General features: G+C 62.7%; 29 protein-coding genes and 2 pseudogenes. 19 read left to right on the top strand and 12 right to left on the bottom strand.

Features of this window, described 5'->3' with window-relative positions; translation table 11 throughout:
* Positions 1-56: 56 nt before the first annotated feature.
* Positions 57-473 carry an IS200/IS605 family transposase gene (tnpA, locus tag D3872_RS20600; RefSeq protein WP_119812570.1) on the bottom strand — a complete coding sequence of 139 codons (417 nt, stop codon included), beginning with the start codon at positions 471-473 and terminating at the stop codon, positions 57-59.
* A 54-nt stretch (positions 474-527) separates the two neighbouring features.
* On the opposite strand from tnpA, the pseudogene D3872_RS20595 reads away from it, so the two are divergent.
* The 4 genes and pseudogenes from D3872_RS20595 (at position 528) to D3872_RS20580 (ending at position 4,649) form a co-directional block, all read left to right on the top strand.
* A pseudogene (locus D3872_RS20595) lies at positions 528-1,704 on the top strand (RNA-guided endonuclease InsQ/TnpB family protein).
* 165 nt (positions 1,705-1,869) lie between these two features.
* Positions 1,870-3,246, top strand: coding sequence for an IS4 family transposase (locus D3872_RS20590; RefSeq protein WP_119809467.1), 1,377 nt, complete (start codon positions 1,870-1,872; stop codon positions 3,244-3,246).
* Positions 3,247-3,478: 232 nt separating this feature from the next.
* Positions 3,479-4,123, top strand: coding sequence for a maleylacetoacetate isomerase (maiA, locus tag D3872_RS20585; protein ID WP_119812569.1), 645 nt, complete (start codon positions 3,479-3,481; stop codon positions 4,121-4,123).
* 88 nt (positions 4,124-4,211) lie between these two features.
* A complete protein-coding gene (locus D3872_RS20580) occupies positions 4,212-4,649 on the top strand; it encodes a universal stress protein (protein WP_119812568.1) in 438 nt (145 codons plus the stop codon).
* A 69-nt stretch (positions 4,650-4,718) separates the two neighbouring features.
* Here D3872_RS20580 and D3872_RS20575 read toward each other — a convergent pair whose 3' ends face one another.
* Positions 4,719-5,162 (bottom strand): CBS domain-containing protein, encoded by a 444-nt coding sequence (locus D3872_RS20575; RefSeq protein ID WP_182915876.1) that lies wholly within the window; start codon positions 5,160-5,162, stop codon positions 4,719-4,721.
* Positions 5,163-5,315: 153 nt separating this feature from the next.
* On the opposite strand from D3872_RS20575, the pseudogene D3872_RS20570 reads away from it, so the two are divergent.
* The 12 genes and pseudogenes from D3872_RS20570 (at position 5,316) to D3872_RS20515 (ending at position 14,694) form a co-directional block, all read left to right on the top strand.
* Positions 5,316-6,100 (top strand): annotated as a pseudogene (locus D3872_RS20570) (uracil-DNA glycosylase family protein).
* Between the two features lie 238 nt (positions 6,101-6,338).
* Positions 6,339-6,821, top strand: coding sequence for a Fe-S cluster assembly transcriptional regulator IscR (gene iscR, locus D3872_RS20565; protein WP_119812566.1), 483 nt, complete (start codon positions 6,339-6,341; stop codon positions 6,819-6,821).
* 19 nt (positions 6,822-6,840) lie between these two features.
* On the top strand, positions 6,841-8,097 hold the full coding sequence (locus tag D3872_RS20560) for an IscS subfamily cysteine desulfurase (RefSeq protein ID WP_119812565.1): 1,257 nt from the start codon (positions 6,841-6,843) through the stop codon (positions 8,095-8,097).
* A 27-nt stretch (positions 8,098-8,124) separates the two neighbouring features.
* Positions 8,125-8,514, top strand: a complete 390-nt coding sequence (gene iscU, locus D3872_RS20555) for a Fe-S cluster assembly scaffold IscU (RefSeq protein ID WP_119812564.1) — start codon at positions 8,125-8,127, stop codon at positions 8,512-8,514.
* Positions 8,515-8,529: 15 nt separating this feature from the next.
* On the top strand, positions 8,530-8,853 hold the full coding sequence (gene iscA, locus D3872_RS20550) for an iron-sulfur cluster assembly protein IscA (RefSeq protein WP_119812563.1): 324 nt from the start codon (positions 8,530-8,532) through the stop codon (positions 8,851-8,853).
* Positions 8,854-8,857: 4 nt separating this feature from the next.
* Complete coding sequence (hscB, locus tag D3872_RS20545; protein ID WP_119812562.1) at positions 8,858-9,373, top strand: Fe-S protein assembly co-chaperone HscB; 516 nt, start codon at positions 8,858-8,860, stop codon at positions 9,371-9,373.
* 192 nt (positions 9,374-9,565) lie between these two features.
* Positions 9,566-11,452, top strand: coding sequence for a Fe-S protein assembly chaperone HscA (gene hscA, locus D3872_RS20540; RefSeq protein ID WP_119812561.1), 1,887 nt, complete (start codon positions 9,566-9,568; stop codon positions 11,450-11,452).
* Between the two features lie 27 nt (positions 11,453-11,479).
* A complete protein-coding gene (fdx, locus tag D3872_RS20535; protein WP_119812560.1) occupies positions 11,480-11,821 on the top strand; it encodes an ISC system 2Fe-2S type ferredoxin in 342 nt (113 codons plus the stop codon).
* A gap of 12 nt (positions 11,822-11,833) precedes the next feature.
* Positions 11,834-12,028, top strand: coding sequence for a Fe-S cluster assembly protein IscX (gene iscX / locus D3872_RS20530; RefSeq protein WP_119812559.1), 195 nt, complete (start codon positions 11,834-11,836; stop codon positions 12,026-12,028).
* Complete coding sequence (locus D3872_RS20525) at positions 12,015-12,908, top strand: class I SAM-dependent methyltransferase (protein ID WP_119812558.1); 894 nt, start codon at positions 12,015-12,017, stop codon at positions 12,906-12,908. Before iscX ends, D3872_RS20525 begins: the two co-directional genes overlap by 14 nt.
* An 18-nt stretch (positions 12,909-12,926) precedes the next feature.
* Positions 12,927-13,952, top strand: a complete 1,026-nt coding sequence (ltaE, locus tag D3872_RS20520; RefSeq protein ID WP_119812557.1) for a low-specificity L-threonine aldolase — start codon at positions 12,927-12,929, stop codon at positions 13,950-13,952.
* Positions 13,953-13,956: 4 nt separating this feature from the next.
* On the top strand, positions 13,957-14,694 hold the full coding sequence (locus tag D3872_RS20515) for an rRNA pseudouridine synthase (protein WP_119812556.1): 738 nt from the start codon (positions 13,957-13,959) through the stop codon (positions 14,692-14,694).
* 64 nt (positions 14,695-14,758) lie between these two features.
* Here D3872_RS20515 and D3872_RS20510 read toward each other — a convergent pair whose 3' ends face one another.
* On the bottom strand, positions 14,759-16,453 hold the full coding sequence (locus tag D3872_RS20510) for a methyl-accepting chemotaxis protein (RefSeq protein WP_119812555.1): 1,695 nt from the start codon (positions 16,451-16,453) through the stop codon (positions 14,759-14,761).
* 282 nt (positions 16,454-16,735) lie between these two features.
* On the opposite strand from D3872_RS20510, the gene D3872_RS20505 reads away from it, so the two are divergent.
* The 3 genes from D3872_RS20505 to D3872_RS20495 are packed head-to-tail and all read left to right on the top strand — an operon-like array spanning position 16,736 to position 17,935.
* Positions 16,736-17,098, top strand: coding sequence for a glyoxalase superfamily protein (locus tag D3872_RS20505; protein WP_119812554.1), 363 nt, complete (start codon positions 16,736-16,738; stop codon positions 17,096-17,098).
* Positions 17,099-17,776, top strand: coding sequence for a GNAT family N-acetyltransferase (locus D3872_RS20500; protein WP_119812553.1), 678 nt, complete (start codon positions 17,099-17,101; stop codon positions 17,774-17,776). It abuts the gene before it with no gap.
* Between the two features lie 18 nt (positions 17,777-17,794).
* Complete coding sequence (locus D3872_RS20495) at positions 17,795-17,935, top strand: hypothetical protein (RefSeq protein WP_220476973.1); 141 nt, start codon at positions 17,795-17,797, stop codon at positions 17,933-17,935.
* 30 nt (positions 17,936-17,965) lie between these two features.
* On the opposite strand, the gene D3872_RS20490 is transcribed toward D3872_RS20495, so the two are convergent.
* The 9 genes from D3872_RS20490 to D3872_RS20450 form a co-directional block, all read right to left on the bottom strand.
* Complete coding sequence (locus D3872_RS20490; protein WP_119812552.1) at positions 17,966-19,486, bottom strand: helicase HerA-like C-terminal domain-containing protein; 1,521 nt, start codon at positions 19,484-19,486, stop codon at positions 17,966-17,968.
* A gap of 93 nt (positions 19,487-19,579) precedes the next feature.
* Entirely contained in the window at positions 19,580-20,386 is an 807-nt protein-coding gene (locus D3872_RS20485) for an SPFH domain-containing protein (protein ID WP_119812591.1), read from the bottom strand.
* A gap of 75 nt (positions 20,387-20,461) precedes the next feature.
* Positions 20,462-21,865: an MFS transporter gene (locus D3872_RS20480; protein WP_119812551.1), complete on the bottom strand. Its 1,404-nt coding sequence runs from the start codon at positions 21,863-21,865 to the stop codon at positions 20,462-20,464.
* Between the two features lie 14 nt (positions 21,866-21,879).
* Positions 21,880-22,587, bottom strand: coding sequence for an SDR family oxidoreductase (locus tag D3872_RS20475; protein WP_119812550.1), 708 nt, complete (start codon positions 22,585-22,587; stop codon positions 21,880-21,882).
* Positions 22,588-22,686: 99 nt separating this feature from the next.
* Positions 22,687-23,265: a TetR/AcrR family transcriptional regulator gene (locus D3872_RS20470; protein WP_119812549.1), complete on the bottom strand. Its 579-nt coding sequence runs from the start codon at positions 23,263-23,265 to the stop codon at positions 22,687-22,689.
* 132 nt (positions 23,266-23,397) lie between these two features.
* Positions 23,398-23,934: an RDD family protein gene (locus D3872_RS20465; RefSeq protein ID WP_119812548.1), complete on the bottom strand. Its 537-nt coding sequence runs from the start codon at positions 23,932-23,934 to the stop codon at positions 23,398-23,400.
* Positions 23,924-24,619 (bottom strand): DUF3106 domain-containing protein, encoded by a 696-nt coding sequence (locus D3872_RS20460; protein ID WP_229459445.1) that lies wholly within the window; start codon positions 24,617-24,619, stop codon positions 23,924-23,926. The genes D3872_RS20465 and D3872_RS20460 overlap by 11 nt, the downstream gene beginning before the upstream one ends.
* A gap of 2 nt (positions 24,620-24,621) precedes the next feature.
* On the bottom strand, positions 24,622-25,017 hold the full coding sequence (locus D3872_RS20455) for a DUF3619 family protein (RefSeq protein WP_119812546.1): 396 nt from the start codon (positions 25,015-25,017) through the stop codon (positions 24,622-24,624).
* Complete coding sequence (locus D3872_RS20450) at positions 25,014-25,583, bottom strand: RNA polymerase sigma factor (protein WP_119812545.1); 570 nt, start codon at positions 25,581-25,583, stop codon at positions 25,014-25,016. Before D3872_RS20450 ends, D3872_RS20455 begins: the two co-directional genes overlap by 4 nt.
* Positions 25,584-25,678: the final 95 nt, after the last annotated feature.

The following is a 25,678-nucleotide window of genomic DNA, read 5'->3' as shown; positions in this document are numbered from 1 at the left end:
CCCTTTTCACGGCGGGGTCAAGAGCGCGGACGGCAGAGCCGTCCTTGCCTTGGACTTTAGTGCGGAGTCTGCTGCTGTTCGATGTACTGTCGAATAACTGCGATGGGTGCGCCGCCGCAACTACCCGCAAAGTAGCTGGGCGACCAAAGCGCGCCGCCCCACAGTTTTCTTCGAATACTTGGATAGTTCTTCTTCCGAATCATGCGGCTGGAAACACCTTTCAGGCTGTTGACCAGAGTGGAAACGGCAACCTTGGGCGGGTAGTTTACCAGAAGGTGAACGTGGTCATCCTCGCCGTCGAACTCCACCAGTTCCGCTTCAAAGTCCGTACAGACGCTGGCAAACATCGGGCGCAGGTCGTCAAGAATCTCTTTTGTGAAGACTTCACGGCGGTATCTTGTGACAAAGATCAAATGCACATGCATTAGAAAAATACAGTGTCTTCCGTGGCGAATATCGCTGCCATTACTCATAGACCAAACGATAATCGAAGCATGTAGCGTCTACAAGCCTACAAATACGAACTGATGCCAAATGGCGAGCAGGAGCGCGCTATGCGCCGCTTCGCCGGATCGTGCCGGTTCGTCTATAACAAGGCGCTGGCACTGCAAAAAGAAAATTACGAAGCGGGTAACAAGTTCATCGGCTATGTCGCGATGGCGAAACACCTTACGGGATGGCGCAATGGCATTGACACGCCGTGGCTCAAGGACGCGCCTTGTCATCCATTACAACATGCCTTGAAGGACTTGGAGAAGGCTTACCAAAACTTCTTTGCCAAACGCGCCGATTTCCCGCGTTTCAAGCGCAAGGGCAGCGGCGATGCTTTCCGCTACCCCGATCCGAAACAGATCAAGCTCGATCAGGCCAACAATCGCCTCTTTCTTCCCAAATTGGGTTGGCTGCGCTACCGCAACAGCAGGGACGTGCTCGGCGAACTGCGTAACGTCACCGTGAGCCAGTCGGGAGGCAAGTGGTTCGTGTCGATTCAGACGCGGCGCGAGGTCGAGCAGCCCCTGCCCACGGCGACAACCGCCATCGGGATCGACGTCGGCATCGCTCGGTTCGCCACCATGAGCGACGAGAGCTATATCGCCCCGCTCAACAGCTTCAAGAAGCACCAACAGCGCCTTGCCCGCTACCAGCGCCGCATGAGCCGCAAGGTCAAGTTCAGCAACAACTGGAAGAAGGCAAAGGCCCGCGTCCAGAAGGTTCACACCCGCATCGCTAACGCCCGCAAAGATTTCCTGCACAAAGCCACAACAACGATCAGGCTCGCCGCCCGCGCAAACCACGCGTTCGTATGCATTGAAGATACGGAACATGTCCAGGTCTTCCAAAGGCAGCAGCGAACGGCACGGCAAGATGGTGAAACAGAAGTCCAGCCTGAACCGCGCCATTCTCGATCAGGGATGGGGTGAATTCAGGCGACAACTGGATTACAAAGTGGCGTGGAACGGCGGCATACTGTTGGCCGTTCCGCCGCACCACACCAGCCGGACGTGCCCGTGCTGCGGCCACGCATCGAAAGACAATCGGCAAACACAAGCGAAATTCTTATGCGTCGATTGCGGTTACGAAAATCACGCCGATGTGGTCGGTGCGATCAATGTTTTAGCGCGAGGACATCGCGTTCTAGCCTGTGGAGAGCCGGTGCAGCCAGGCCGCTCGGCGAAGCGTGAGCGCATGCGCTCACCCCACTGAAGCGACTGTGCAAATCGCCGCGTAGCGCCGTAAGAATCCCCTTCCTTCAGGACTGAGGATTACCCACAAATTTTGCATAGCGTTCTCGATGGTATGCAGAAAAGCGTTGTAAACAACAAAAAACGATGTTAACTTTCTAGCCATCAATAATTGCGATGCATACCCTTGTCTCAGGAAATCGAAAACGATTGGGCAATCGACGAGTTCGGCGCAGCCGACTTGGGCGACGCACGCCGGACCGCTCGACTGGTCGCGCTGGCACGCCAGTTGGCCAAGAGCCCGCATTGTTCGTTTCCGCAGTCGCTGTCGCAGGCCCAGCTCAAGGCCGCTTATCGTTTTTTCGACAACGAGGAGGTCGACACGGATGGCATCCTGACTTCGCACATTGGACAGACGCTGGCACGCATGCGCGAAGTGCCAGTGATTCTGGCAATCCAAGACACGACCGAATACAACCTGACGCATCTGCCAGCCACCGAGGGATTGGGCTACTGCACCCACAAACACGTGAGGGGATTCTTCATGCATAGCATGCTCGCGCTCACGCCGGAAGGCTTGCCCTTGGGTGTTCTGGGACTGAAGACGTGGGTGCGGCCTCTGGCGCAGTTGGGTAAGAAAGCATTGCGCAAGAAGTTGCCGATAGATGAGAAGGAGAGCGTCAAGTGGATCGAGGGTTTGAACCACATGACGGCGCTCAAATCCCAATGTCGTGGGACGCAAATCGTGGGAGTGTGCGATCGCGAGGGCGATCTGTACGACGTGTTTGTTGCAGAGCGCAGTCCCGATGTGGAGTGGTTGGTGCGCGCGGCCTGGAATCGCCGAGTGAACCACCCCGAAGCTTACTTGTGGGAAGCGATGCAGTCTGTTGCGCCGATGGGAACAACGTCGTTGCGTATACCTGAGCGCGGGAAGAGAGCCGAACGCACTGCGCAGATGGCAATACGCTGCGCCCCGGTACGCATTCGCAAACCGAAGAGCTGCAAGGTCAAAGGGCTGGCCGAGGTAGATGCATATGCGATTTGGGCCATCGAAATTGACCCGCCGCAAGGACAGGACCCGATCGAATGGATGTTGCTCACTTCGGTAGCGACCCACACCATGGAGCAGGCACTGGAACGTCTGTCTTGGTATGCGCGCCGCTGGACGATTGAAACATGGCACCGAGTACTCAAGAGTGGTTGCCAGATTGAGGCGCGGCAGTTTGGCGATGTGAAGCGCTTCATCCGCGCTACCGCCCTGTTTGCCGTCATCGCTTGGCGAATTCTTTACGCCACACTGTTGGGGCGACTGGATGCGGATGTTTCCTGTGAAGTGTTGTTGCAGCGTTTCGAGTGGCAAGCCTTGTATTGTCGGACGCACGCCGTTAGCAGCGTTCCGCAACAGCCGCCCACCTTGGGAGAAGCAATACTGTGGATCGCCAAGCTGGGCGGCTACCTCGGGCGCAAGCGAGACCGTCCTCCCGGCATGACAGTGCTTTGGCGAGGATTCCTGGCTCTGCATGAAATTTCGCAGATGTACCTTATCTTTCGGAAGAATGAATGATTTCATAGTCAAGGAATTTGTGGGTAATCCTCAGTCCTTCAGGAAGGGGTGGATGTCAATTGAGCCAGCGGCCATTATAGCGATGGCGCCCAAGCCGCGCCGGCAGTACCTTCCCACGAATCATGCGCCCCGCAGCCTTGATATGATGGCTACGTGAATGTACTGACAAGATTGTGCGAAAATTCTTGTTTGAGCATACGACCGAAGACATCACATACGAGGGCCGCAAGCAATGAAACTGTATACCTACTTCCGCAGTTCCGCGGCCTACCGGGTCCGCATTGCGCTGAACCTGAAAGGGCTCGCGTACGACGCCGTCCCGGTGCACCTGTTGAAGGAGGGCGGCCAGCAGCTCAAGCCCGAATACCGCGCGGTCAACCCGTCGGCGCTGGTCCCTGCGCTGGACGACGGCGGCACCGTGCTGACCCAGTCCGTTGCCATCATCGAGTATCTCGACGAGGCGTATCCGGACATGCCGCTGATGCCGTCCGATCCGCTGGGCCGCGCCCGCGTGCGTTCGCTGGCGCTGGACGTCGCTTGCGACATCCACCCGCTCGGCAACCTGCGCGTGCTGAAGTACCTGGTGCGCCAGCTGGGCGCATCGGACGATGACAAGAACCAATGGTACGTCCACTGGGTCAGCGAGGGACTGGCCGCCATCGAGGCGCGGCTGGCGGCATCGCCGCAAACCGGCCGCTTCTGCCACGGCGATTCGCCGACGATGGCAGACTGCTTGCTGGTGCCGCAGGTGTTCAACGCGCAGCGCTTCAATATCGACATGGCGCAATTTCCGACCATCGCGCGCATCAACGCCGCCTGCGTTGAACTGCCCGCGTTCGCCGACGCTCATCCATCGCGCCAGCCCGACGCGGAGTAGCCCCTTCAAGACTGGATACGCGTGCCGATTGCGCACGCCCTCCTGAAGGATCACACTGGCTGTGTGATCCGACGTTGAGGAGGGAATTATGTTCAAGCATATTCTGTTGCCGACCGATGGCTCTGACAGTTCCGACAAGGCAACACAGGCCGCAGTGCGGATGGCGCGCGAGATGAACGCCAAGGTCACCGCAGTGCATGTGGTACCGCCGTTCCATACCTTCACTTACCGGCCCGACATGATCGAGGACACGGAGGAACAGTATGAAATCGACAGCGAGGCAGTGGCGCGCAAGATCCTGAGCACCGTCGAGCAGCAGGCGAGGGTAGATGGTGTCGTGTGCGAAAGCGTGGTCATCCGTTCCGACGACATCTGGCAGTCCATCCTGCACACGGCGACGGAACGCAACTGCGACCTGATCGCGATGGCGTCGCACGGCAGAAGCGGCGTGCGCGCCTTACTGCTGGGAAGCGAAACCCAGAAGGTGCTGACGCACAGCCAAGTGCCGGTGCTGGTGTTCCGCTAGGCGGTGAAGGCGTTGACGGACCGTGACGGACACATTGCGCCGCCTTGGGCGGCGCAATGGTTCGGCGCGTCAGTGCGCCCTGCTGCGGTCCGCTTCCGAAGGCAGGGAAATTTCTTCCAGCGCTTCGTCGGTCGGGCCGGCGTGGCGGGTGGCGAAATCGCCCAGCGACACGATGCCCACCAGCGTATGCGAGGCCTGGTCGACCACCGGAACGCGGCGGATTTGCACGTCGCCCATCTGGCCCAACACTTCGTCGACCGCCTGGGTCGAGTAGCAGGTGCGTACGTCGGTGCTCATCACGTCGCCGACGCGGGTGCTTTCCGGCGCCTGTCCAGCGGCGGTGGAACGCACGGTGATGTCGCGGTCGGTAATCATGCCGACCAGCTTGGGGCCGTCGCAAACCGGCAGGGCGCCGACATTCAGCTCATCCATCAGCTGGGCGGCGCGGCGCACGCTTTCTTCGGGTGAAATACTGCGTACGTCGATGGTCATTACTTCCTGAATTGTTTGCATCTGAAGCTCCATGGCGAAAGAAAAATTACTGAGCGGGCATGCCCGGCTCCCCCGTTTGTGTTGCCAATAATGCCTCGAATCCGGAAACCCTGACGCGTGGTTGAATCCGCACCCCTGCGCTACAATCCTGCCTTTCAGAACCGTGCCCGCCCAATGCCGTCCACCGCCATTCCCCAAGCCATTCTCGATGCCATGGCGCTGGCCCACCCGTCGTGGCGGCCACACCTCGCCAGGGGACTGGAGGCGGTCGCGCGCGCCGATCCCGCCTACCTGGAAACGCTGGCTCGGGATGACTACTTGCCGACCGGCCAGCGCATCTTCGCCGCGTTCGCGCTGCCCCTGCAGGATGTGCGCTACGTGCTGGTGGGGAGGGGCCGTATCCGCGCACCGAGAGCGCCACCGGGGTGTGCTTCATGGATGGCGCCGTGGGCAGCCTGTGGTGCGAATCGGGGCTGGCCAAGCCGGTCAACCGCGCAACCTCGCTGCGTAACTTCATGAAGATGCTGCTGGTGGCCGACGGCCAGCTGCAGGCCGGCAATACCGGCGGCGAGGCGATGCGTCCGGTCGCTTGCAGCGCCACGTCGAACGGCTCGGTCCAGACGTTGGCCGAGCTGCAAGGCAACCTGACCCGCCACGGCTTCTTGCTGCTGAACGCGTCGCTGGTGTTCCGCCCGCATGTGGCGCCGGCGATCGACGCACGCGCCTGGCTGCCGTTCCTGCAGACGGTGCTGGCGGCGCTGGCCGATAATTTGTCGCCTGCGCCTACCCTTGTGTTGTGGGGAAAAATTGCTGAACAGCTGAAGCGCCTGCCCGAGACGGCCAGGTTTCCGCAAGTGTGTTCCGAGCATCCCTACAACCTGTCCTTCATCGAGCACGTCGGGATGCAGGAACTGTTCGGGCCGATGCGCCTGCTGCAATCGCCGCACCGGTCCGCCTAGCGTCGCGTTATCTACGGTTGCCCGCGCGCGCAAGTGTTCTTCCACAACTAAAAAAACGAAAATCTTCCGCGCTGCAACAAACGGCGCGAGGGGGAGGGGCTGGGAGGGGCGGCCAAGACAAGGTGGCCGGAATTTGTTATACTTGACTAAATCGTTCAACTAATACCTGCCCGCGGGAATCTTGTGGGGAAGTTATCTGCTGAAACGAGGCAAGATTTTAACATGTGACGGGATTGCGATGCGTCTGACCACAAAAGGCCGTTTTGCTGTAACTGCGATGATCGACTTAGCCATGCGTCAAGGCAAGGGCCCGGTCACGCTGTCAGGCATCAGCCAGCGCCAGGCAATTTCCCTGTCCTACCTCGAGCAGCTGTTCGGCAAGCTGCGCCGCCACGCCATCGTCGAGTCCATCCGCGGACCGGGCGGCGGCTACAGTCTGGCGCGCGGGGCGGATGAGGTCACAGTGGCCGATATCATCATCGCGGTCGACGAACCGATCGACGCCACCCAATGCGGCGGCAAGGAAACCTGTCACGGCGCCGACGCCACCACCGGTGCGCGCTGCATGACCCACGAGCTGTGGTCCACGCTCAACGAAAAGATGGTCGATTACCTGGACTCGGTTTCGCTGCAGGACCTGGTCGACCAGCAGAAGCAAAAGAGTGCCGAACAAAGCGTTGTGGTGATGCACCGCAACAACGTGGCCGTCGGGCAAAATTGAAGCATATTGGAGTGATTTGATGAACGCGCCTTTGGACAAAACCCTCGAGCAGAAATTCGTGACCGCACCGCATTTCCCGATCTACATGGATTACTCGGCCACCACGCCGATCGATCCGCGCGTGGCCGACAAGATGATTCCCTACCTGCGCGAGCAGTTCGGCAATCCGGCATCGCGCAGCCACATGTACGGCTGGACCGCGGAAGCGGCGGTCGAAGAAGCGCGCGGCCACGTCGCGGCGCTGGTCAATGCCGATCCGCGCGAAATCATCTGGACTTCCGGCGCCACCGAGAGCAACAACCTGGCGCTGAAGGGCGCGGCCCAGTTCTACAAGTCCAAGGGCAAGCACATCATCACGCTGAAAACCGAGCACAAGTCGGTGCTCGACACCGTGCGCGAGCTGGAGCGCGTCGGCTTCGACGCCACCTACCTCGAGCCGCAGGACAACGGCCTGATCACCATCGCCCAGCTGGAAGCGGCGATCCGCCCGGACACCATCCTGGTCTCGGTGATGCTGGTCAACAACGAGATCGGCGTGATCCAGCCGATCGACGAAATTGGCGAACTGTGCCGCAGCAAGGGCATCATCTTCCATTGCGACGCGGCCCAGGCCACCGGCAAGGTCCACATCGACCTGGCCAAGTCCAAGGTCGACCTGATGACCTTCACCGCGCACAAGACCTACGGCCCGAAAGGCATCGGCGCGCTGTACGTGCGCCGCAAGCCGCGCGTGCGCCTTGAAGCGCAGATGCACGGCGGCGGCCATGAGCGCGGCCTGCGTTCGGGCACCCTGCCGACCCACCAGATCGTCGGCATGGGCGAAGCCTTCCGCATCGCCAAAGAAGAGATGGACAGCGAGATCGCCCACGTCACTGCGCTGCGCGACCGCCTGGCCAAGGGCCTGATGGAGATCGACGAGGTTTACATCAACGGCGACATGGAGCACCGCGTTCCGCACAACCTGAACGTCAGCTTCAACTACGTCGAAGGCGAATCGCTGATCATGGCAATCAAGGACATCGCGGTGTCGTCCGGTTCGGCCTGCACCTCGGCCAGCCTGGAACCATCGTACGTGCTGCGCGCGCTGGGCCGCAGCGACGAACTGGCGCACAGCTCGATCCGCTTCACCATCGGCCGCTTCTCGACCGAAGAAGACATCGACTTCGCGGTCAAGCTGCTCAAGGCTAAGGTCGACAAGCTGCGCGAACTGTCGCCGCTGTGGGACATGTACAAAGAAGGGATCGACATTTCGACGATCCAGTGGGCCGCCCACTAAACGCACTGACTTACTAGGAGCATCAAAATGGCATACTCGGACAAAGTGTTGGATCACTACGAAAATCCACGTAACGTCGGCGCGTTCGGCAAGGACGACGGCGACGTCGGCACCGGCATGGTCGGCGCACCAGCCTGCGGCGACGTGATGAAGTTGCAGATCAAGGTCGGCGCGGACGGCGTGATCGAAGACGCGAAGTTCAAGACCTACGGCTGCGGTTCGGCGATCGCTTCGTCGTCGCTGGTGACCGAATGGGTCAAGGGCAAGACGCTCGACCAGGCGCTGTCGATCAAGAACACCCAGATCGCGGAAGAACTGGCGCTGCCGCCAGTGAAGATCCACTGCTCGATCCTGGCTGAAGACGCAATCAAGGCTGCCGTCGCGGACTACAAGACCAAGCATCCGGCTGCTGCTTAATTCGAGGGAAACACCATGGCAATCACAGTGACCGAAAAAGCCGCGAAGCATATCAACCGCTACATCGAACGCCGCGGCAAGGGTGTCGGTTTGCGTTTTGGCGTGCGCACGACCGGCTGTTCGGGCCTGGCCTACAAGCTTGAATACGTGGACGAAGGCACCGCCGACGACGCGGTATTCGAGTCGAACGGCGTCAAGGTATTCGTCGACCCGAAAAGCCTGCCGTACATCGACGGCACCGAGCTCGATTTTGCCCGCGAAGGCCTGAACGAAGGCTTCCGCTTCAACAACCCGAACGTCAAGGACAATTGCGGTTGCGGCGAGAGCTTCCGCATCTGACCTAATGCAGAACCACTTCGACCTGTTCCAGCTCCCGGCGGTGTTCGCGCTCGACATGGGGGCGCTCGACGCCGCCTACCGCGACGTGCAGGGCCGCGTCCACCCCGACCGTTTCATCAACGCGACCGACGCCGAAAAGCGCGTCGCGATGCAGTGGGCCACCCGCGCCAACGAGGCATACCAGACCCTGCGCAATCCGCAGAAGCGCGCGCAATACCTGTGCGAGCTGAATGGTGTCGACCTGAAGACGGAATCGAATACGGCGATGCCGATGGACTTCCTGATGCAGCAGATGGAATGGCGCGAAGCGCTGGGCGAGGCGAGGGCGGACAAGGACGCCGACGCTTTGGATGCGCTGGACGAGCAGGTTAAGCAGGAACGCAAGGCGCGCATGGAGCAGATCGGCAAGCAACTGGACGCGCGCGACTACGAACACGCGGCGCAGGGCGTGAGGGCGCTGATGTTCCTTGAAAAATTCAGTGAAGAAGTTCACTACGCCTTTGAGGCGATTGAGGGTTAAGGCCCGAATAGCCAACAGCGCCGCATCGTCCGCGCCGCCGTCGTTCCCGCGAATCCTCGGCGGCCCTGCGGTAACCCATACTGAGGCTCTACTCACGCGACGCATGGGTTCACGCGGGGCCGCCGAGGATTCGCGGGAACGACGTAGCTAAGGCCGCAGGTGGAATACACAAAAAAAGAAATCGGTAATCACATGGCACTTCTGCAAATCTCCGAACCCGGCATGTCCACCGCACCGCACCAGCACAGGCTGGCGGTTGGCATCGACCTGGGCACCACCAATTCGCTCGTCGCCTCGGTACGCAGCGGCATTCCCGAGGTATTGAGCGATGAGGAAGGCCGCCAGCTGCTGCCGTCCATCGTACGCTACCTTCCGAACGGGAACGCCCACATCGGCCACAAGGCCAGGCCGCACCAGACCACCGACCCGCGCAACACCGTGGTCTCGGTCAAGCGCTTCATGGGCCGCGGGCTGAAAGACATCGCCTACGCCGAAAACCTGCCCTACGATTTCCAGGACACGCCCGGCATGGTGCAGCTGAAGACCGTTGCCGGCGTCAAGAGCCCGGTCGAGATCTCCGCCCAGATCCTCGCCACCCTGCGCCAGATCGCGGAAGACTCGCTCGGCGACGAACTGGTGGGCGCGGTGATCACCGTTCCCGCCTACTTCGACGACGCCCAGCGCCAGGCCACCAAGGACGCGGCCCAGCTGGCGGGCCTGAACGTGCTGCGCCTCCTGAGCGAGCCGACCGCCGCGGCCATCGCCTACGGCCTCGATCACGGTTCCGAAGGCGTGTACGCCGTGTATGACCTCGGCGGCGGCACCTTCGACATCTCCATCCTCAAGCTGTCCAAGGGCGTGTTCGAAGTGCTGTCCACCGGCGGCGACTCCGCGCTGGGCGGCGACGACTTCGACCACCGCCTGTTCTGCTGGATCGTCGAACAGGCCAAGCTGGCGCCATTGTCGGACGAAGACACCGCGACCCTGATGGTCAAGGCGCGCCAGGCCAAGGAGCTGCTGTCGACGAACTACGAAACCACCGTCGACGCCATCCTGAACTCCGGCGAAATCGTCCATGTGACCGTAACCGCCGAGGTCTTCGCCGACGTCACGAAACACCTGGTTACCAAGACCATGGGCGCGATCAAAAAGGCCATGCGCGACGCCAGCGTTTCGGTCGAGGACGTGGACGGCGTGGTGATGGTCGGCGGCGCGACCCGCATGCCGCACGTGCGCCGCGCGGTAAGCGAATTCTTCAAGACCATCCCGCACGCGAACATCGACCCGGACAAGGTGGTGGCACTCGGCGCCGCCATCCAGGCCAACCTGCTGGCCGGTAACCGCGCCCCCGGCGACGACTGGCTCTTGCTGGACGTGACCCCGCTTTCGCTGGGCATCGAGACGATGGGTGGCCTGGTTGAAAAAATCATCCCGCGTAATTCCACTATCCCGTGTGCCCGCGCTCAGGAATTCACAACGTTCAAGGACGGCCAGACCGCGCTGGCGGTGCACGTGCTGCAGGGCGAGCGCGAGCTGGTGAGCGACTGCCGTTCGCTGGCGCGCTTCGAGCTGCGCGGCATTCCGCCGATGGCTGCCGGTGCGGCCCGTATCCGCATCACCTACCAGGTCGATGCCGACGGCCTGCTGTCGGTCTCCGCGCGCGAAACGCGCTCCGGCGTGGAAGCGTCGATTATCGTCAAGCCGTCGTACGGCCTTGCCGATGACGACGTGGCGCGCATGCTGCAGGACTCGTACAAGTCCGCCAAGGATGACATGGTGCTGCGCGCGCTGCGCGAAGAGGAAGTCGAGGCCGAGCGCATCCTGCTGGCGACTAGCTCCGCGCTCGAATCCGATAGCGCGCTGCTGTCGGAAGACGAACGCATTGCGATCTTCGCCCTGATGAACAAGGTGCGCGACGCGATCGCGATGCCGGTCGATCACGCCAACGTCCCGGCCAAGCAGTCGGCACTGCATTCAGCCGTCGCCGATCTCGCGCACGGTACCGAAGACTTCGCGTCGCGCCGCATGGACCAGAGCGTGCGTAGCGCGCTGGCCGGCAAGAAGCTGGACGAAGTCTGAACATAGTCAAATTGAAGAGGTAACACAGTGCCACAAATCGTCATCCTGCCACACCCGGAATTCTGCCCTGAAGGCGCCGTCGTCGAAGCGCCGAGCGGCCAGTCGGTCTGCGACGTCCTGCTCGACAACGACATCGAGATCGAGCACGCCTGCGACCGCGTGTGCGCCTGCACCACCTGCCACGTACTGATCCGCGAAGGGTTCGACTCGCTCAACGAGCCGGAAGAGCGCGAGGAAGACCTGCTCGACCGCGCCTGGGGCCTGGAGCCCGTATCGCGCCTGTCGTGCCAGGCCATCGTCGGCACCGTGGACCTGGTGGTCGAACTGCCGAAGTACACCATCAATCACGCGGCTGAAAAAAGCCACTGACCGGAGCTGGCCATGAAGTGGACCGATATCGCGGCGATCGCCGAAGCGCTGTACGACAAGCTCCCGGACATCGATCCGGCGGCCGTCCGCTTCGTCGACCTGCACAACTGGGTAGTGGAACTGGAAGGCTTCGACGACGACCGCACGCGCGGCGGCGAGAAAGTACTGGAAGCGATTCAGCAGGCGTGGATCGATGAAGCGCGCTGACACCAAACCGCAGGCCATCGTCCTGCCGCCGGAGGTTCGTCCCGGCCAGTCCGTCGAACTGCTGCAAGAACTGCACATCCTCACCCGCGACGGCAAGCTTAACCAGGACAGCCGCCGCAAGCTCAAGCAGGTCTACCACCTGTACCAGTTCATCGAGCCGCTGCTCAAGGAAGTCCAGCAGGATCACCCTGGCGTGTCGCTGGTCGACCATGGCGCCGGCAAGTCCTACCTCGGCTTCATCCTGTACGACCTGTTCTTCAAGGGGCTGGACGACGGCTCGCACATCTACGGCATCGAGACGCGCGAAGAGCTGGTGCAGAAGTCGACCGAGCTGGCGCGCAAGCTGGGCTTCCCCGGCATGTCCTTCCTGAACCTGTCGGTGGCCGAATCGACCAGGTCGAACCAGCTGCCGGAGCGGATCGACATCGTCACCGCGCTCCATGCCTGCAACACCGCCACCGACGACGCCATCGACTTCGCGCTCAAGAAGCACGCCAAGTTCATGGTGCTGGTTCCGTGCTGCCAGGCCGAAGTGGCCAGCGTCCTTCGCAAGAACAAGGGCAAGGACCTTGGCAAGAGTGCGCTCACCGAAATCTGGCGCCACCCGCTGCACACGCGCGAATTCGGCAGCCAGGTCACCAACGTGCTGCGCTGCCTGCAACTCGAAGCGCACGGCTACCAGGTCAACGTGACCGAGCTGGTAGGCTGGGAGCACTCGATGAAGAACGAACTGATAATCGCAAGCTACAAGAATCTGCCGCGCAAGCGTCCGACCGAACGCCTGCAGGAAGTGCTTGCGACGCTCGGCCTGGAAGAAATGGGCGAGCGCTTCTACAGCGAGAAACTGGCCGAAGCCGAAACCATGTCGGCGGCCGAATAACACCAAGAGACGAACAAGATGAGCGAACACTGGATCGACCTGCGTAGCGACACCGTCACCCAACCGTCAAGCGCGATGCGCGCCGCCATGCAGGGTGCCGAGGTTGGCGACGACGTGTACGGCGACGACCCCACCGTCAACCGCCTGCAGGACACTGCGGCTGAAATGTTCGGCTACGAGGCCGCCCTGTTTGCACCCTCGGGCACCCAGACCAACCTGATCGCGCTGATGGTCCATTGCGGCCGCGGCGACGAATACCTGGTCGGCCAGGAAGCGCACACCTTCAAGTACGAAGGCGGCGGCGCCGCGGTCCTCGGCAGCATCCAGCCGCAGCCGATCGCCAACCAGCCGGACGGCAGCATCGCGCTGGCCAACATCGAGGCCTACATCAAGCCGGACGACATCCACTTCGCCCGCACCCGCGTGCTGGCGCTGGAAAACACCATCGGCGGCCGCGTGCTCGGCACCGATTACATCGCAGCGGCCACCCGCCTGGCGCACGAGCGCGGCCTGGTGACACACCTGGACGGCGCACGCATCTGCAATGCGGCGGTAAAGCAGGGCATCAGCCTGCGCGAAGCGACCGCCGGTTTCGACACCGTGTCGGTCTGCCTGTCGAAAGGCCTGGGCGCGCCGGTCGGCTCGGTGCTGTGCGGACCGAAGAAGTTCATCGAGCAGGGCAAGCGCTGGCGCAAGATGCTGGGCGGCGGCATGCGCCAGGCCGGCATCCTCGCGGCTGCGGGCCTGTACGCCCTGGAGCACAACATCGAACGCCTTGCGGAAGACCATGTGAACGCGGCCGCGCTGGCGAAGGGCCTCGCGTCGATCGAGGCGATCAGGATCATCGCAGCCCCGCAGACCAACATCTTCTGGCTCGACATTCCGGCTGCCGCCTGTGAACCGCTGCGCGCCGCGCTCGAACGCGAGCAGATCCGCGCCACGGTCGGCCCGCGCATGCGCCTGGTCACCCACCTCGACGTCAGCGCGGCCGACGTCGAACGCACCATTTCCGTATTCACCGCATTTTTCAAAGACTGGCAATAAGCCCATGACCGATTCCTCGATCCGCCTGGCCAAGCGCGTGGCTGAAATGATTCCCTGCTCGCGCGCAGAGGCCGAGCGCTACATCGCGGGCGGCTGGGTAAGCGTCGATGGCGTGGTGGCGGAAGATCCCGGCATGCGCGTGCTGGACGAGCAGGACGTCATACTGCATCCCGACGCCACCGCGGAGGAAATCCCGCCGGTCACCATCCTGCTGCACAAGCCGGCCGGCTACAACGCGGGCATCGGCACCGACGGCAAGCCGGCAATGAGCTTGGTGACGGCGGAGACACTGGTGCCTGCCGATCATGGAAGGCCGATGCGCTTCCTGAAGCGCCATACCAATAACCTGACCATCGCATCGCCTCTCGAAACGATGGCCAGCGGGCTTGTCGTCTACACGCAGGACTTCCGCGTGGCGCGCAAGCTGGTGGAAGAGGGCATGCGCGTCGAGAACGAGTACATCGTCGAAGTGTCGGGCACGATCAGCGAAGGCGGGCTGGCGCTGCTCAACCACGGCCTGCCGTACAACGGCAAGCCGATCCCGCCGATGAAGGTCAGCTGGCAGAACGAAACGCGCCTGCGCTTCGCCGCCAAGGCGGTCAAGCCGGGCCAGCTGGAGCACATGTGCCGCATGGTGAACCTGAAGGTGGTCGGCATGAAGCGCATCCGCATCGGCCGCCTGCCGATGGCCGGGCTGCCGTCGGGGCAGTGGCGCTACCTGCAGGATTACGAGCGCTTCTGAAAACGAAAACGCCGCCCGCAGGCGGCGCGATGAGACTCGCGTGGAACTCCTCCCGGGCCGCGTTCTAGAATTCTTCCCAGTCGGATGCCGCGCCGTTCGCCGCTGCCAGCTTGCGGGGCTTTCCCCCATCGGCTGGCGCGCGTGCGGCAGGTTTGACAGCCGCCAGTTTCGCGGCCGGCTTGCGCGCGGGCGCCGCGGCAAGGTGCGCGGCATCGCCCACCTTGAAAACGCTGACCACTTCCGCCAGTGCCGCCGCCTGTTCCTGCAGCGATCCCGCCGCAGCTGCCGCTTCCTCCACCAGCGCCGCGTTCTGCTGCGTCACCTCGTCCATCTGGCTGATGGCCTGGTTGATCTGCTCGATGCCCGAGGTTTGCTCGATGCTCGCCGACGCGATTTCCGACATGATGTCGGTGACGCGCGTGATCGACGCGACGATCTCCGCCATTGTGGCGCCGGCCTGGTCCACCAGCTTGCCGCCGGCGTCGACCTTTTCGACCGAATCGTTAATCAGTGTCTTGATCTCCTTGGCCGCAGCCGCCGAACGTTGCGCCAGGTTGCGCACCTCCGCCGCCACTACCGCGAAGCCGCGGCCCTGTTCGCCCGCGCGGGCTGCTTCAACCGCAGCGTTCAGCGCCAGGATGTTGGTCTGGAAGGCGATGCCGTCAATGACGCCGATAATGTCGACGATCTTGCGCGACGACTGGTTAATCGATGACATCGTGTTCACGACCTCGGACACCACCACGCCGCCCTTGACCGCCACTTCCGATGCCGACACCGCCAGCGCATTCGCCTGGCGCGCGTTGTCTGCGTTCTGCTTGACGGTGCTGGTGAGTTCTTCCATCGACGACGCCGTCTCTTCCAGCGAACCTGCCTGTTGCTCGGTCCGCGCGGACAGGTCAAGGTTGCCGGCGGCGATTTCCTGCGATGCGGTGGTGATCATGCCGGTGCCGGTTTGGACTTCCATCACCGTCTTCAGCAGGCTGTCGTTCATGCGGCGCAGGGCCGCAAGCAGCTGGCCAACTTCATCGCGCGAGCCCGGCTCGATCTGGGTGCGCAGGTCGCCGTTCGCAACAGTCTGCGCCAGGGTGACGGCCTTCGCCAGCGGTCGGGTGATGCTGCGCGAAAGCAGCCACGCCAGTACGCTGCCCAGGACGATCGCTGCCGCGCCGAGCGCGATCAGGCGCTGGACCGCGCGTGCGTACACTGCGTCGATGGTGGCATCGGCTTTGTCGAACAAGGACTTCTGGTAGCGTGCCACCTGTTCGACGGAGTCGATGTAGGCGTTCATGGCCGGAACCATTTTGCCGTTCACCATGCTGTCGAGGTCGGCCTGAGTGGCGGCGGGATTGGCTTTCAGCGCGAAGCTGGTGTCGCGGATGGAGGAATAGGTCTTGCGCCTGGTGGAGACGTCCGCGAACAGGCGCTTCCCTTGCTCGCTCTGGATCAGCGGTTCGAGCTCCTTCTGGATGTCGGTGATGCGCGCGCTGACCTTTTTCATCTCCGTGTCGAAGAATTGCTGGTCCTCGGCGCTGCCGGTTTTCACTTTGGCGAAGGTGCGGACCGCGTTGGTCGCGACACCCTTGAGCCACGCGTCGGCAAGCTGCTGCTTGTACGCGGCGCCTTTCATTTCGGCCTTGGCGTCGGCGATCCGCGACAGTTCCCACAGGCCGACGGCGACCATGGCGCCCATCAGGAGCACGACGGCCGCAAAGGCTCCACCGAGGCGGATTCCTATTTTCAAATCGGAGAGTCTCATCTTGCAATCTTTCTATTGACGCGCCCAGCACCGGGAAAAATGCACTGTGCATAGCCTTAAGTTACGCCGGGCTGCGGGAAAAGGACATTCCTTACTTCGGAAAAGCGAATTCGTGCTGTGAGAATGTCAAGGAAACGATGCTGGCGCGCAACAAAATGGAGACGAAATACCAACTTGTTGAACGGCTGGTTTTGGCGCGATGCTGAAACCTGGTACGCATCGATCGCATCTCACCGAGCCTGTTGTATGCTGTGTGATTGTTAATATTTTCGAGGAGATGCAGTGAACTTATCGCCACCGATTCCCATCATCCGCATTTTCTCGGAGCAGAAGGCCAAGGAGTTCTATCTCGACTTCCTCGGCTTCACGCTGGAGTGGGAGCACCGCTTCGAGGACACACTTCCGCTCTATGCGCAAATCAGGCGGGGCGAGCTGGTGCTGCACCTCTCCGAACATCACGGCGACGCTACGCCCGGCTCCACCAGCTACGTGCCGCTCGAAGGCATTTCGGAACTTCACGCCGAACTCACGGCCAAACGCTATAGTTACGCCAGGCCGTCGATCCACGAAGTGCCGTGGGGGCGGACGATGGAAGTCACCGACCCATTCGGCAACCGATTCCGCTTTTGCGAGACCAACGAGTAAATGAACAAGCTGCTGGATAACATTTTCTGGGCCTCGCTGACCGGCCCACATGCGAAGTATTCGAGTGGAACCGGCGACGCGCGCCGCTATGCGATCGGCTTCTCGCCGATCGTCGGCTTCCCCGATGTCGAACACCCCAACTTCGCCGCGCTGACGCCGTTCTGCGAACCGGGCGAACATTTTTACTGTGACGGCTGGACCGGCCCCGCACCGGAAGGCTGGCGCATCGAAGCGGAAGCGACCATGTACCGCATGGTATGGGACGCACCGGCGCTGCTGGCGGAAGAGGCGCTGGACGCCATTCCGCTCGGTCCCGAACACGCGCAGCAGGCGTTCGACCTGGCGATGCTGACCAAGCCGGGGCCCTTCGGCCTGCGCACGCCCGAGCTGGGCGAATACTTCGGCTACTTCGAGGATGGCCGCCTGGTGGCGATGGCCGGCGAGCGGATGGCGGCGGAAGGGCTGCGCGAGATCAGCGGCGTGTGCACGCATCCTGATTTCCAGGGGCGGGGCTATGCGCGCAAGCTGATGGCGAAGCTGGTGTACCGCCAGCTGATGCGCGGCGAAACGCCGTTCCTGCATGTCATGCGAAACAACGAGGGTGCGCATGGACTCTACTTAAAGATGGGGTTCAGGGACTACAAGGAAACGCCGGTACGGGTTGTTTGCCGCGTGTGATCCTGGAAAGACACTGCAATGGATGATATGACCGACGAGCGATGGCAACAAGCGTTGGCACTTTTGGCGCTTCTCGCGCTGGGTACACGCGAGATTGAAGAGGGACGCTTCCGAGACGCCACTGACGTCTTCGCGGACTTCGACCGGGAAGCGTCCTGATTCTGGAAGGTGCCGCGGTGCCTCGGCAGATCACCGCTTCTTCAGGATCGACCCCAGCACCCCGCGAATGATCTCGCGCCCGACCTGCGAGCCGATGCTTCGCGCCGCCGACTTCATCAGCGCCTGAACCGGCGACTCGCGCTTGCTGGAGCTGCCAAACAGGCCGCCCAGCATTCCCCCAACCGACGAATCTTCCTGCGCCGGCTTTGGCTTGGCGGCTTCCGCAGCTTCCGCCGCTGCCGCGGTTTCGCTGGCCGCTGCCGCGACGCGCGCCGTGATGATCTCGTGCGCCGATTCCCTGTCTACCGGCTTGTCGTACACGCCCGCCACCACCGATTTCGACATGACCTCCTTGCGCTCGGCCGCGTCGATCGGCCCGATCTGCGATGCGGGCGGCAGGATGAAGGCGCGTTCCACCACGTTGGGCCGGCCCTTCTCGTCGAGGAAGGAGACCAGCGCTTCGCCCACGCCAAGCTCGGTGATGACCTGCGCCGTATCGATGGCTGGGTTGGGGCGGAAGGTCTCGGCGGCGGCCTTGACGGCCTTCTGGTCGCGCGGCGTGTAGGCGCGCAGCGCGTGCTGCACGCGGTTGCCCATCTGGCCCAGCACCGTCTCCGGGATGTCGAGCGGGTTCTGGGTGACGAAGAACACGCCCACGCCTTTCGATCGGATCAGGCGTACCACCTGTTCAATCTTCTGCTGCAGCGCCTTGGGCGCTTCGTCGAACAGCAGGTGCGCCTCGTCGAAGAAGAACACCAGCTTCGGCTTGTCCACGTCTCCCACCTCGGGCAGGTTCTCGAACAGCTCCGACAGCATCCACAGCAGGAACACCGAGTACAGCCGCGGCGCGTTCATCAGCTTGTCCGCGGTGAGGATGTTGATGATGCCCTTGCCGCGCGAGTCGGTCTGGACCAGGTCATCGATGTTGAGCATCGGCTCACCGAAGAACTTGTCGCCGCCTTGCTCCTCGATGGCGATCAGGCCGCGCTGGATCGTGCCGACGCTGGCCGCCGAAATGTTGCCGTATTCGGTGCGGAACTGGGCCGCGTTGTCGCCCACGTGCTGCAGCATCGTGCGCAGGTCGCGCGTGTCGAGCAGCAGCATGCCGTTGTCGTCGGCGATCTTGAAGACCAGCTGCAGCACGCCTTCCTGGGTGTCGTTCAGGTTGAGCATGCGCGCCAGGAGCAGGGGGCCGAGGTCCGAGATGGTGGCGCGCACAGGATGGCCCTGTTCGCCGAACACGTCCCAGAACGTGACCGGGCAGCCTGCCCATTTCGGTTCGTCGATGGCCAGCGCCTCGATCCGCTTGCCCATTTTTTCCGACAGCGATCCCGCCTTGGCCATGCCTGACAGGTCGCCTTTGACGTCGGCCATGAAGACCGGCACACCGATGTCGGACAGCGATTGCGCAATGAGCTGCAGGGTCACGGTCTTGCCGGTGCCGGTGGCGCCGGTGATGCAGCCGTGGCGGTTGACCAGGTTGGGCAGGAGGCCGAGGACGAGTGGCGGGGAGGAAGCGGTGCTCTTGGCAATCGGCAGTGGCGTGGACATGGTCGGCAGCTCGCTCGGAATGGAGAGAAGTTAATGATACTTCAAGATTCCGGGGAGCGGACAGTTGTTCGGATCCGCCCCGCGGCTATCGGCTTATTTCGCGCTGACGTTGACCATGCCTTTGAAGTCGTAAGGAATCACGACCGTTTGCACTTTGCCCGCCGCGATGCCTTCGGCGATCTTCATTTGCGCCTGCGCCTGCATGTAGCTGATCGCGCCTGCGTTCGCGTTCAGGGCCGCGATGCGCTCGGCTTCCTTGCGCGCGATCTGCACTTCGACTTCCTTGGTCTTTTCTTCGTTCTTGGCGCGCACCAGGTTGTCCGCGCTGGACTTGACCGCGTCGCTCGGCACCATGCTGCCCACGCGGACCTGCGAGATGAGGATGCCGCTCAGCTTTTCCTCGTTCAGCGTGGCGACCATCGTGTTCTGGATTTCCTGCTCGATCTGGGCGCGGTTGTCGTTCATGTTCAGCGCCTCGTACTTGCGCGCGGTCTTGTACACCGCGTTGCGCGCGGTCTGGTAGATATACGAGTGCATCAGGTAGATGTCGCCCGTGTCGTCGACCATGTGGAACGAGCGGCTCTTGTTGATGTACAGGTCCGACACCGAAGCGGGCGCGATGTTGTAGATGACGGCGATGTCGAATTCCTTCATCGTCGAATTGTCGGCGGCGAGGGGAGTGAGGTTCTGCACGTCGACGCTGACGTCCTTGACCGGGAAGGTCAGTATCTTGCCGACGAAGGTCTGGTTGAAGCTGCCGGCCACGCGCTCTTCCGGTTCGATGGTCTTGTCGAAGTTGACGCGCAGGCCGACTTCGCCGGTATCGACGATGGTGCATCCGGACATGGCCGCGACGATCGCAACGGCAGGGATGGCGAGCATGGTAGTAAGCTTTTTCAACGTCTTTCTTTCCAAAAGGCGCAGGCGCAGGATGCGCCGCATATGAACATTGATTATATGGTCAAAAATGATGCGTTATGGAAATTTCGGCCTGGTGTTCACCAGCAGGCACAAGACTCCGGTTGCCAGCGCCAGTGCCGCCTGCCACCCGTATAGCGTCGTGAAATCTATCCTGGCGACGCCTTCATGCCCGATCAGCGCCACCGCAATGGCGACGCCAAGTACGGAACCAATCTGCCTGACGGCCTGATTAACTGCGCTCCCTACGCCGTACTGCTGTTGCGGCAGCCGTGCCGTCGCCGCGCCCGCGAGGGAGGGCAGTACCATGCCGACGCCTATGCCGGTTAGCACGAGGGCGGGGAACCACTGCGTCCAGTAGGCGGGCGTGGCGCCGGGAACAAGCGCGAGCCAGAGTCCGCTGGCTGCGTAGATCAGCGACCCGAGCACAAGCCCCGGGCGGTGTCCGATGCGCGCCGCGATGCGCCCGCTCACGATGGCTGTCGGCACCACCAGCAAGGGCCCGGGCGTGATCGCGATGCCGGCCAGCGGCAGGCTGTAGTGCCAGACATCCGTCATGTACGAAAAGAAGGCGAAGAACATCATCGCAAAGGCCATCGCGAACGTCAGTGTGGCGAGATTGACGGCGCTGTAGGTGACGTTTCGGAACAGGTTCAGGTCCACCAGGGGATGCTTCGCCTTGGACGCCCACGCGATGAACGCGAGCAGCGCGAGCACGGAGAAGGCAGCGACCGCGCCAACCGTTGAACGCGTCCAGGCTGCCGCTTCGAACTGCGTCACGGCGAGCGCGGCACCGCCGACGCTGGCGACCAGCAGCACGATACCGGCCAGGTCGACATGCTGCTTCTTGCCGGGGATGCGCGATTCTTTCAGCATGAGCGCGCCGAGGACCAGCGACACGGCGCCGATCGGAAGGTTGATGTAGAACGCCCACTGCCAGCCCATCGTGTCGATGATCAACGAACCGAGGCTGGGTCCGATGGCCGCCGCCACGCCGCCCACCGCACCCCACAGGCTGACCGCGACGGCGCGCTTATGCACCGGAAAAGCGTCCAGGATCAGCGACAGCGAAGCAGGCGTCAGCAAGGCTGCCCCGACCGCCTGCACCACGCGCGCCGCGATCAGGAACCCGACCGAGCCGGCGGCTCCGCAGGCCGCGGAGCCGGCAAGGAAAATGACGGCGCCCGCCAGGAAGATGCGCTTGCGCCCATGCACGTCAGCCAGGCCGCCCGCAGGGATCAGCATCGCGGCATAGGTGACGGTGTAGGCGTTGAGCACCCACGACAAATCGGCAGCCGTGCTGCCGGCAAATGCCTGTCGCAGCGCGCCGAAGCCGGCATACAGCACCGTGGTATCGATCGATACCAGCAGGACGGCGATGCTGGCGATCCAGAAGGTAGGCCAGGGCGAAGCAGGCGCCTCGGTGCCTGCCGCGATTGTAAGGGTGCTCTGGGTGCTCATGATGTTCTCCGAGTTCAGTGGCCGCCTTGGCCGAGGTAGGGTGCTGCGGCCGCCGACAGGTTCGCCTTCACCATCTGCGATGCTTCATCGGCCATCACTTCGCTGGCGCCGGCTTCAAGTGCGTCGAAGGCGCGCGCTGCGACCAGCGCCGGCGGCATCTTGGGCATGTCGAAGCCTTCCGTGAGGTCGGTATCGATGAAGCCCACGTGCAGTCCGAGTACCTGGGTGCCTTGCGGATTGAGCTCATTGCGCAGCGCGTTGGTGAGGCCCCATGCGGCCGTCTTGGAGATGGAGTAGGTGCTGAGGATCGGCGCGTTGATGAAGCTTGCGATCGATAGCACGTTAAGCAGCGCGCCGCCGCCGTTTTTGCCGAGGACGGGCGCAAAGTGCCGGCTCACGCGCAGCATGCCGAAGAAGTTGGTTTCCATATGCTTGCGCAAGGACGCCTCGCCGCCGTCGCCGAGCAAGCTGTCCACGTGGGCGATGCCGGCATTGTTGATCACCAGGGTGACGTCGCCGCAGCGCCGCGCCGCCTCGGCGACGCTTTCTTCGTCCAGCACGTCAAGCCGCAGAGGCTCGACACCGGCCAGCGTGACTTGTTCGGGATTGCGCGCGGCGGCATAGACCTTGCGCGCGCCGCGTTCGAGTGCAGCGCGGGCGAAGGCAAGGCCAAGGCCGCGGTTTGCGCCGGTTACCAGGATGGTTGCGTCTTGAAGTTTCATGCGATGGTTCCTCCGATGGTTAAAATATGATGTTAATCATATTTATAGGCCTGGAAAAGCCGTCCGGACGACGGCATTCGCGGGCGGTTCACGAACGTGCTAGGGATAACTTGCGGCCAGTGCAGCGCGGTTCAGGTCGAGCAGCTTGCTGCCCTCGTCTCCACCGAGGATGCGCGCCATTTGCAAGGCGCCAGCCATGGCGCTGGCAATGTGGGGAGCGGCGGATTTGTCGGCGCCGGCCGGCAGCACCGACTCGACCATGCGGATCAGCGCCACCACCCGTTCACGCGCCGCCTGTCGGATAAGGTCCGGCTGGCGTGGCATTTCGGAGCCGAGCGCGGCCACGACGCATCCGGTCTCAACCGCCGCCATGTGCGCTGGCGACAAGTAGGCATCGATGAGCGAACGGAACGGTGACGCCCCCTTCTTTTGCAGCGCCGCCATGCTCTGCAAGAGGCTGTCATTGCTCTGCGCGCCAGCGAAAGCGATTGCGCCGGCCACCATCTCGTCGCGGGAAGTGAAGTGGGCGTAGAAACCGCCGTGGGTCAGCCCCGCCTCCTTCATGACCTCGGCCACGCTGGCGCCGCTGTGCCCGGCACGGCGCACGGCGCGCGATGCGGCACTGAGGATGCGCTCGCGGGAAAGTTCGCCTTTGGTCGATTTGCCTGACGCTTGCATCGCCGTTCCAATAAAAATATGATGATCGTCATATTATGTGGCGAAAAGCCGCTTGTCAAGCTAGCGTGCGTAGCGGATGGATGCCCGCGGATGCGGGAGAGGGGCGGCAGGAAGGCGCCGGCGGGCGCTTCCTCAGGCAGGAACTTTTGCCTTGGGCGCCTTGACCGGTTTCGGCAGCTGCACCAGCCGCGTACCCGCAAGCCGGTCATGCAGGAACTGGCGGTTGCGGTCGAGCAGTGCGGTCATCCCCCACAACACGACATTGACCGCGATGGCGGCGCTGACCTGGCCTTTGCTCGTCAGCCCGAAGACGTAGCACACCACCAGCGCCGGGAATACCCAGCCCCAGGCCAGCACGTAGCGCAGCAGCGCGGTCTTGAACGGCACGGTCGCGTGGCCAAGTTTGACCAGCTTGATGCGCCAGGTTTTCATCGCCAGCGTGTGCCCGCTGCCGGTCCACGAATGAATGAAATAGGCGCCGGTGGCGAGGAACAGCATCGCCTGGCGGCCATATTCCTGCACGTGCCCGCCCTGCAGCTTCTGGGTCGCGAACAAGAACACGAACAAGGCCAGCATGACCACGGCCGTCAGCAGCAGCACGTCATAGATCAGGCAGATAAAGCGGTGTTTCAGGGTGGGGGTTTCGACGATTGGCTTGCTATTTTGCATTTGTAACTGGCGGGACAGGCGTGGCCGGGGCGGTGAAAGGTGGCGGCATTGTACCCGGTGCCGGCGCGGCTGGCACTGTCGCAGGGATGGCCGGAGGAACCGGCGAGGTTGCCGCAGGCAGCGGCGCGGCAGGGGCGGTGCCGGCCGGCTTGCGCGGATCGGCAGTAGGACTGGTATTGGCGGCGCCTGCAGCCCTGCGCTTGCGCGCCGCTTCGTCTGCCAGCTGCTTTTTCTGTTCTTCAGGTAGTTGCTGGTACTGCTCCCACTTGGCGCTGCGCTGGCCTTTGTCGATTTTCTTGACCTTCGCGTAGTTCTCGCGGGCCTGGCGGCGCTGTTCCGGCGTCAGCTTGAGCCATGCGCGCATGCGCTCGTGCATGCGCTGCTGCTCGGGCGGCTGCATGGCCGAGAAGCGGCTGGCGATTTCCAGCCATTTCTGCTTGCGTGCCGCATCCATCGTGTCCCATTCGGCCGCCAGCGGCTGCAGCGCGGTGCGCTGGGCGTCGGTGAGGTTGGACCAGCGCGGCTTGGTGGTGACGGCGGGGGAGTGCGTGCCGGCAGCGGGACCCTTGGCCGCGCCATTCGGGGCGGCGGCCGGCTGCGCCAGCGCGTGCTGCGCCGCAGCGACAGCCAGTACGCCAAACGCGATACCCGCGCGCCGCAGGCACGCCGCGAACTTGCCGCTCATGCTCATTCGGTGCGCTGGTCGACGTAGGCGTTGAAGCCCTGGTCGAGGTAGGCGGTCAGCGGCAGTTCGTCCGACAGCACGCCGGCGTCGAGTTCAGCCAGTTCGGCGATGCGCTGTTCTTCCTGATACTGGTAGATGCCGGCCAGGCCGGCGATCATGACCATCAGCGGCACGGCGACGCCCATGCGGCCCAGCCATTCGAAGGAGAACAGGGACGCGGCGTTGCCTGCCACCGCGCGCTGGGCCACGCGCAGAGGCGCGGCGTGCGGCTTCTTGCGCGCCATCGCGGCCTTGCGCGCTTGCGCCAGGCGGTCGACGGTGGCGTCGGGCAGGTGGTCGAGATGCTCGTTCAAGGCGTGGCGCACCTTGTACGCGAAATTCAGGTCGTCGGTATTCATAATTTAAGTCCCTTGGCTTTCAGCGACGCCGCCAGCGTGTGCGTGGCCCGCGAACAGTGGGTCTTGACGCTACCCTCTGAACACCCCATCGCCTCGGCCGTTTCAGCCACGTCCATGTCTTGCCAGTAACGCATGAGGAAGGCTTCGCGTTGACGCGCGGGGAGTTTTTGTACTTCGGCCTCGATCAGGCGCAAGGTCTGCATGCGTTCGACCTGGTCCGCGCTCGACTCCGCGGCTTGCGATCCCTCTTCCGATTCGTAGGCGTCGAGTATATCAAAGTCGTCATCCTCGCCATCGCGCTTGCCGAGGCCGGAAAACAGGCTGATCCAGGTGTTGCGGACCTTCTCGCGGCGGAAGTAGTCGAGGATGGTGTTCTGCAAAATGCGCTGGAACAGCATCGGCAGTTCGGCCACCGGCTTGTCCCCGTATTTTTCGGCAAGCTTGATCATCGCGTCCTGCACGATGTCGAAAGCGGACTCATCCTTGCGGACCGCATACACGGCCTGCTTGAACGCGCGCCGCTCTACATGCGCCAGAAAATCGGAAAGTTCTTTATCGGTTGCCATGCAAGAGGGGGGAAGGGCGGACGGCCGTCGTCCGGTAATGCCTGATCGAAAAACTGACGCATGCTAGCAAATATTGGGCCTTCTTGCCCGATATT

The organism is Massilia cavernae (genome assembly GCF_003590855.1).
In the GTDB taxonomy this organism is placed as follows: domain Bacteria; phylum Pseudomonadota; class Gammaproteobacteria; order Burkholderiales; family Burkholderiaceae_D; genus Telluria_A; species Telluria_A cavernae.
This window is presented reverse-complemented; position numbering and strand designations above follow the sequence as displayed.

What these genes read in the sequence shown, in the direction of transcription:
- tnpA (WP_119812570.1), bottom strand. Translation starts at nt 473, where the DNA reads ATGAGTAATGGCAGCGATATTCGCCACGGAAGACACTGTATTTTTCTA.
- maiA (WP_119812569.1), top strand. Translation starts at nt 3,479, where the DNA reads ATGAAACTGTATACCTACTTCCGCAGTTCCGCGGCCTACCGGGTCCGC.
- D3872_RS20580 (WP_119812568.1), top strand. Translation starts at nt 4,212, where the DNA reads ATGTTCAAGCATATTCTGTTGCCGACCGATGGCTCTGACAGTTCCGAC.
- D3872_RS20575 (WP_182915876.1), bottom strand. Translation starts at nt 5,162, where the DNA reads ATGCAAACAATTCAGGAAGTAATGACCATCGACGTACGCAGTATTTCA.
- iscR (WP_119812566.1), top strand. Translation starts at nt 6,339, where the DNA reads ATGCGTCTGACCACAAAAGGCCGTTTTGCTGTAACTGCGATGATCGAC.
- D3872_RS20560 (WP_119812565.1), top strand. Translation starts at nt 6,841, where the DNA reads ATGAACGCGCCTTTGGACAAAACCCTCGAGCAGAAATTCGTGACCGCA.
- iscU (WP_119812564.1), top strand. Translation starts at nt 8,125, where the DNA reads ATGGCATACTCGGACAAAGTGTTGGATCACTACGAAAATCCACGTAAC.
- iscA (WP_119812563.1), top strand. Translation starts at nt 8,530, where the DNA reads ATGGCAATCACAGTGACCGAAAAAGCCGCGAAGCATATCAACCGCTAC.
- hscB (WP_119812562.1), top strand. Translation starts at nt 8,858, where the DNA reads ATGCAGAACCACTTCGACCTGTTCCAGCTCCCGGCGGTGTTCGCGCTC.
- hscA (WP_119812561.1), top strand. Translation starts at nt 9,566, where the DNA reads ATGGCACTTCTGCAAATCTCCGAACCCGGCATGTCCACCGCACCGCAC.
- iscX (WP_119812559.1), top strand. Translation starts at nt 11,834, where the DNA reads ATGAAGTGGACCGATATCGCGGCGATCGCCGAAGCGCTGTACGACAAG.
- D3872_RS20525 (WP_119812558.1), top strand. Translation starts at nt 12,015, where the DNA reads ATGAAGCGCGCTGACACCAAACCGCAGGCCATCGTCCTGCCGCCGGAG.
- ltaE (WP_119812557.1), top strand. Translation starts at nt 12,927, where the DNA reads ATGAGCGAACACTGGATCGACCTGCGTAGCGACACCGTCACCCAACCG.
- D3872_RS20515 (WP_119812556.1), top strand. Translation starts at nt 13,957, where the DNA reads ATGACCGATTCCTCGATCCGCCTGGCCAAGCGCGTGGCTGAAATGATT.
- D3872_RS20510 (WP_119812555.1), bottom strand. Translation starts at nt 16,453, where the DNA reads ATGAGACTCTCCGATTTGAAAATAGGAATCCGCCTCGGTGGAGCCTTT.
- D3872_RS20500 (WP_119812553.1), top strand. Translation starts at nt 17,099, where the DNA reads ATGAACAAGCTGCTGGATAACATTTTCTGGGCCTCGCTGACCGGCCCA.
- D3872_RS20495 (WP_220476973.1), top strand. Translation starts at nt 17,795, where the DNA reads ATGGATGATATGACCGACGAGCGATGGCAACAAGCGTTGGCACTTTTG.
- D3872_RS20490 (WP_119812552.1), bottom strand. Translation starts at nt 19,486, where the DNA reads ATGTCCACGCCACTGCCGATTGCCAAGAGCACCGCTTCCTCCCCGCCA.
- D3872_RS20480 (WP_119812551.1), bottom strand. Translation starts at nt 21,865, where the DNA reads ATGAGCACCCAGAGCACCCTTACAATCGCGGCAGGCACCGAGGCGCCT.
- D3872_RS20475 (WP_119812550.1), bottom strand. Translation starts at nt 22,587, where the DNA reads ATGAAACTTCAAGACGCAACCATCCTGGTAACCGGCGCAAACCGCGGC.
- D3872_RS20470 (WP_119812549.1), bottom strand. Translation starts at nt 23,265, where the DNA reads ATGCAAGCGTCAGGCAAATCGACCAAAGGCGAACTTTCCCGCGAGCGC.
- D3872_RS20465 (WP_119812548.1), bottom strand. Translation starts at nt 23,934, where the DNA reads ATGCAAAATAGCAAGCCAATCGTCGAAACCCCCACCCTGAAACACCGC.
- D3872_RS20460 (WP_229459445.1), bottom strand. Translation starts at nt 24,619, where the DNA reads ATGAGCGGCAAGTTCGCGGCGTGCCTGCGGCGCGCGGGTATCGCGTTT.
- D3872_RS20455 (WP_119812546.1), bottom strand. Translation starts at nt 25,017, where the DNA reads ATGAATACCGACGACCTGAATTTCGCGTACAAGGTGCGCCACGCCTTG.
- D3872_RS20450 (WP_119812545.1), bottom strand. Translation starts at nt 25,583, where the DNA reads ATGGCAACCGATAAAGAACTTTCCGATTTTCTGGCGCATGTAGAGCGG.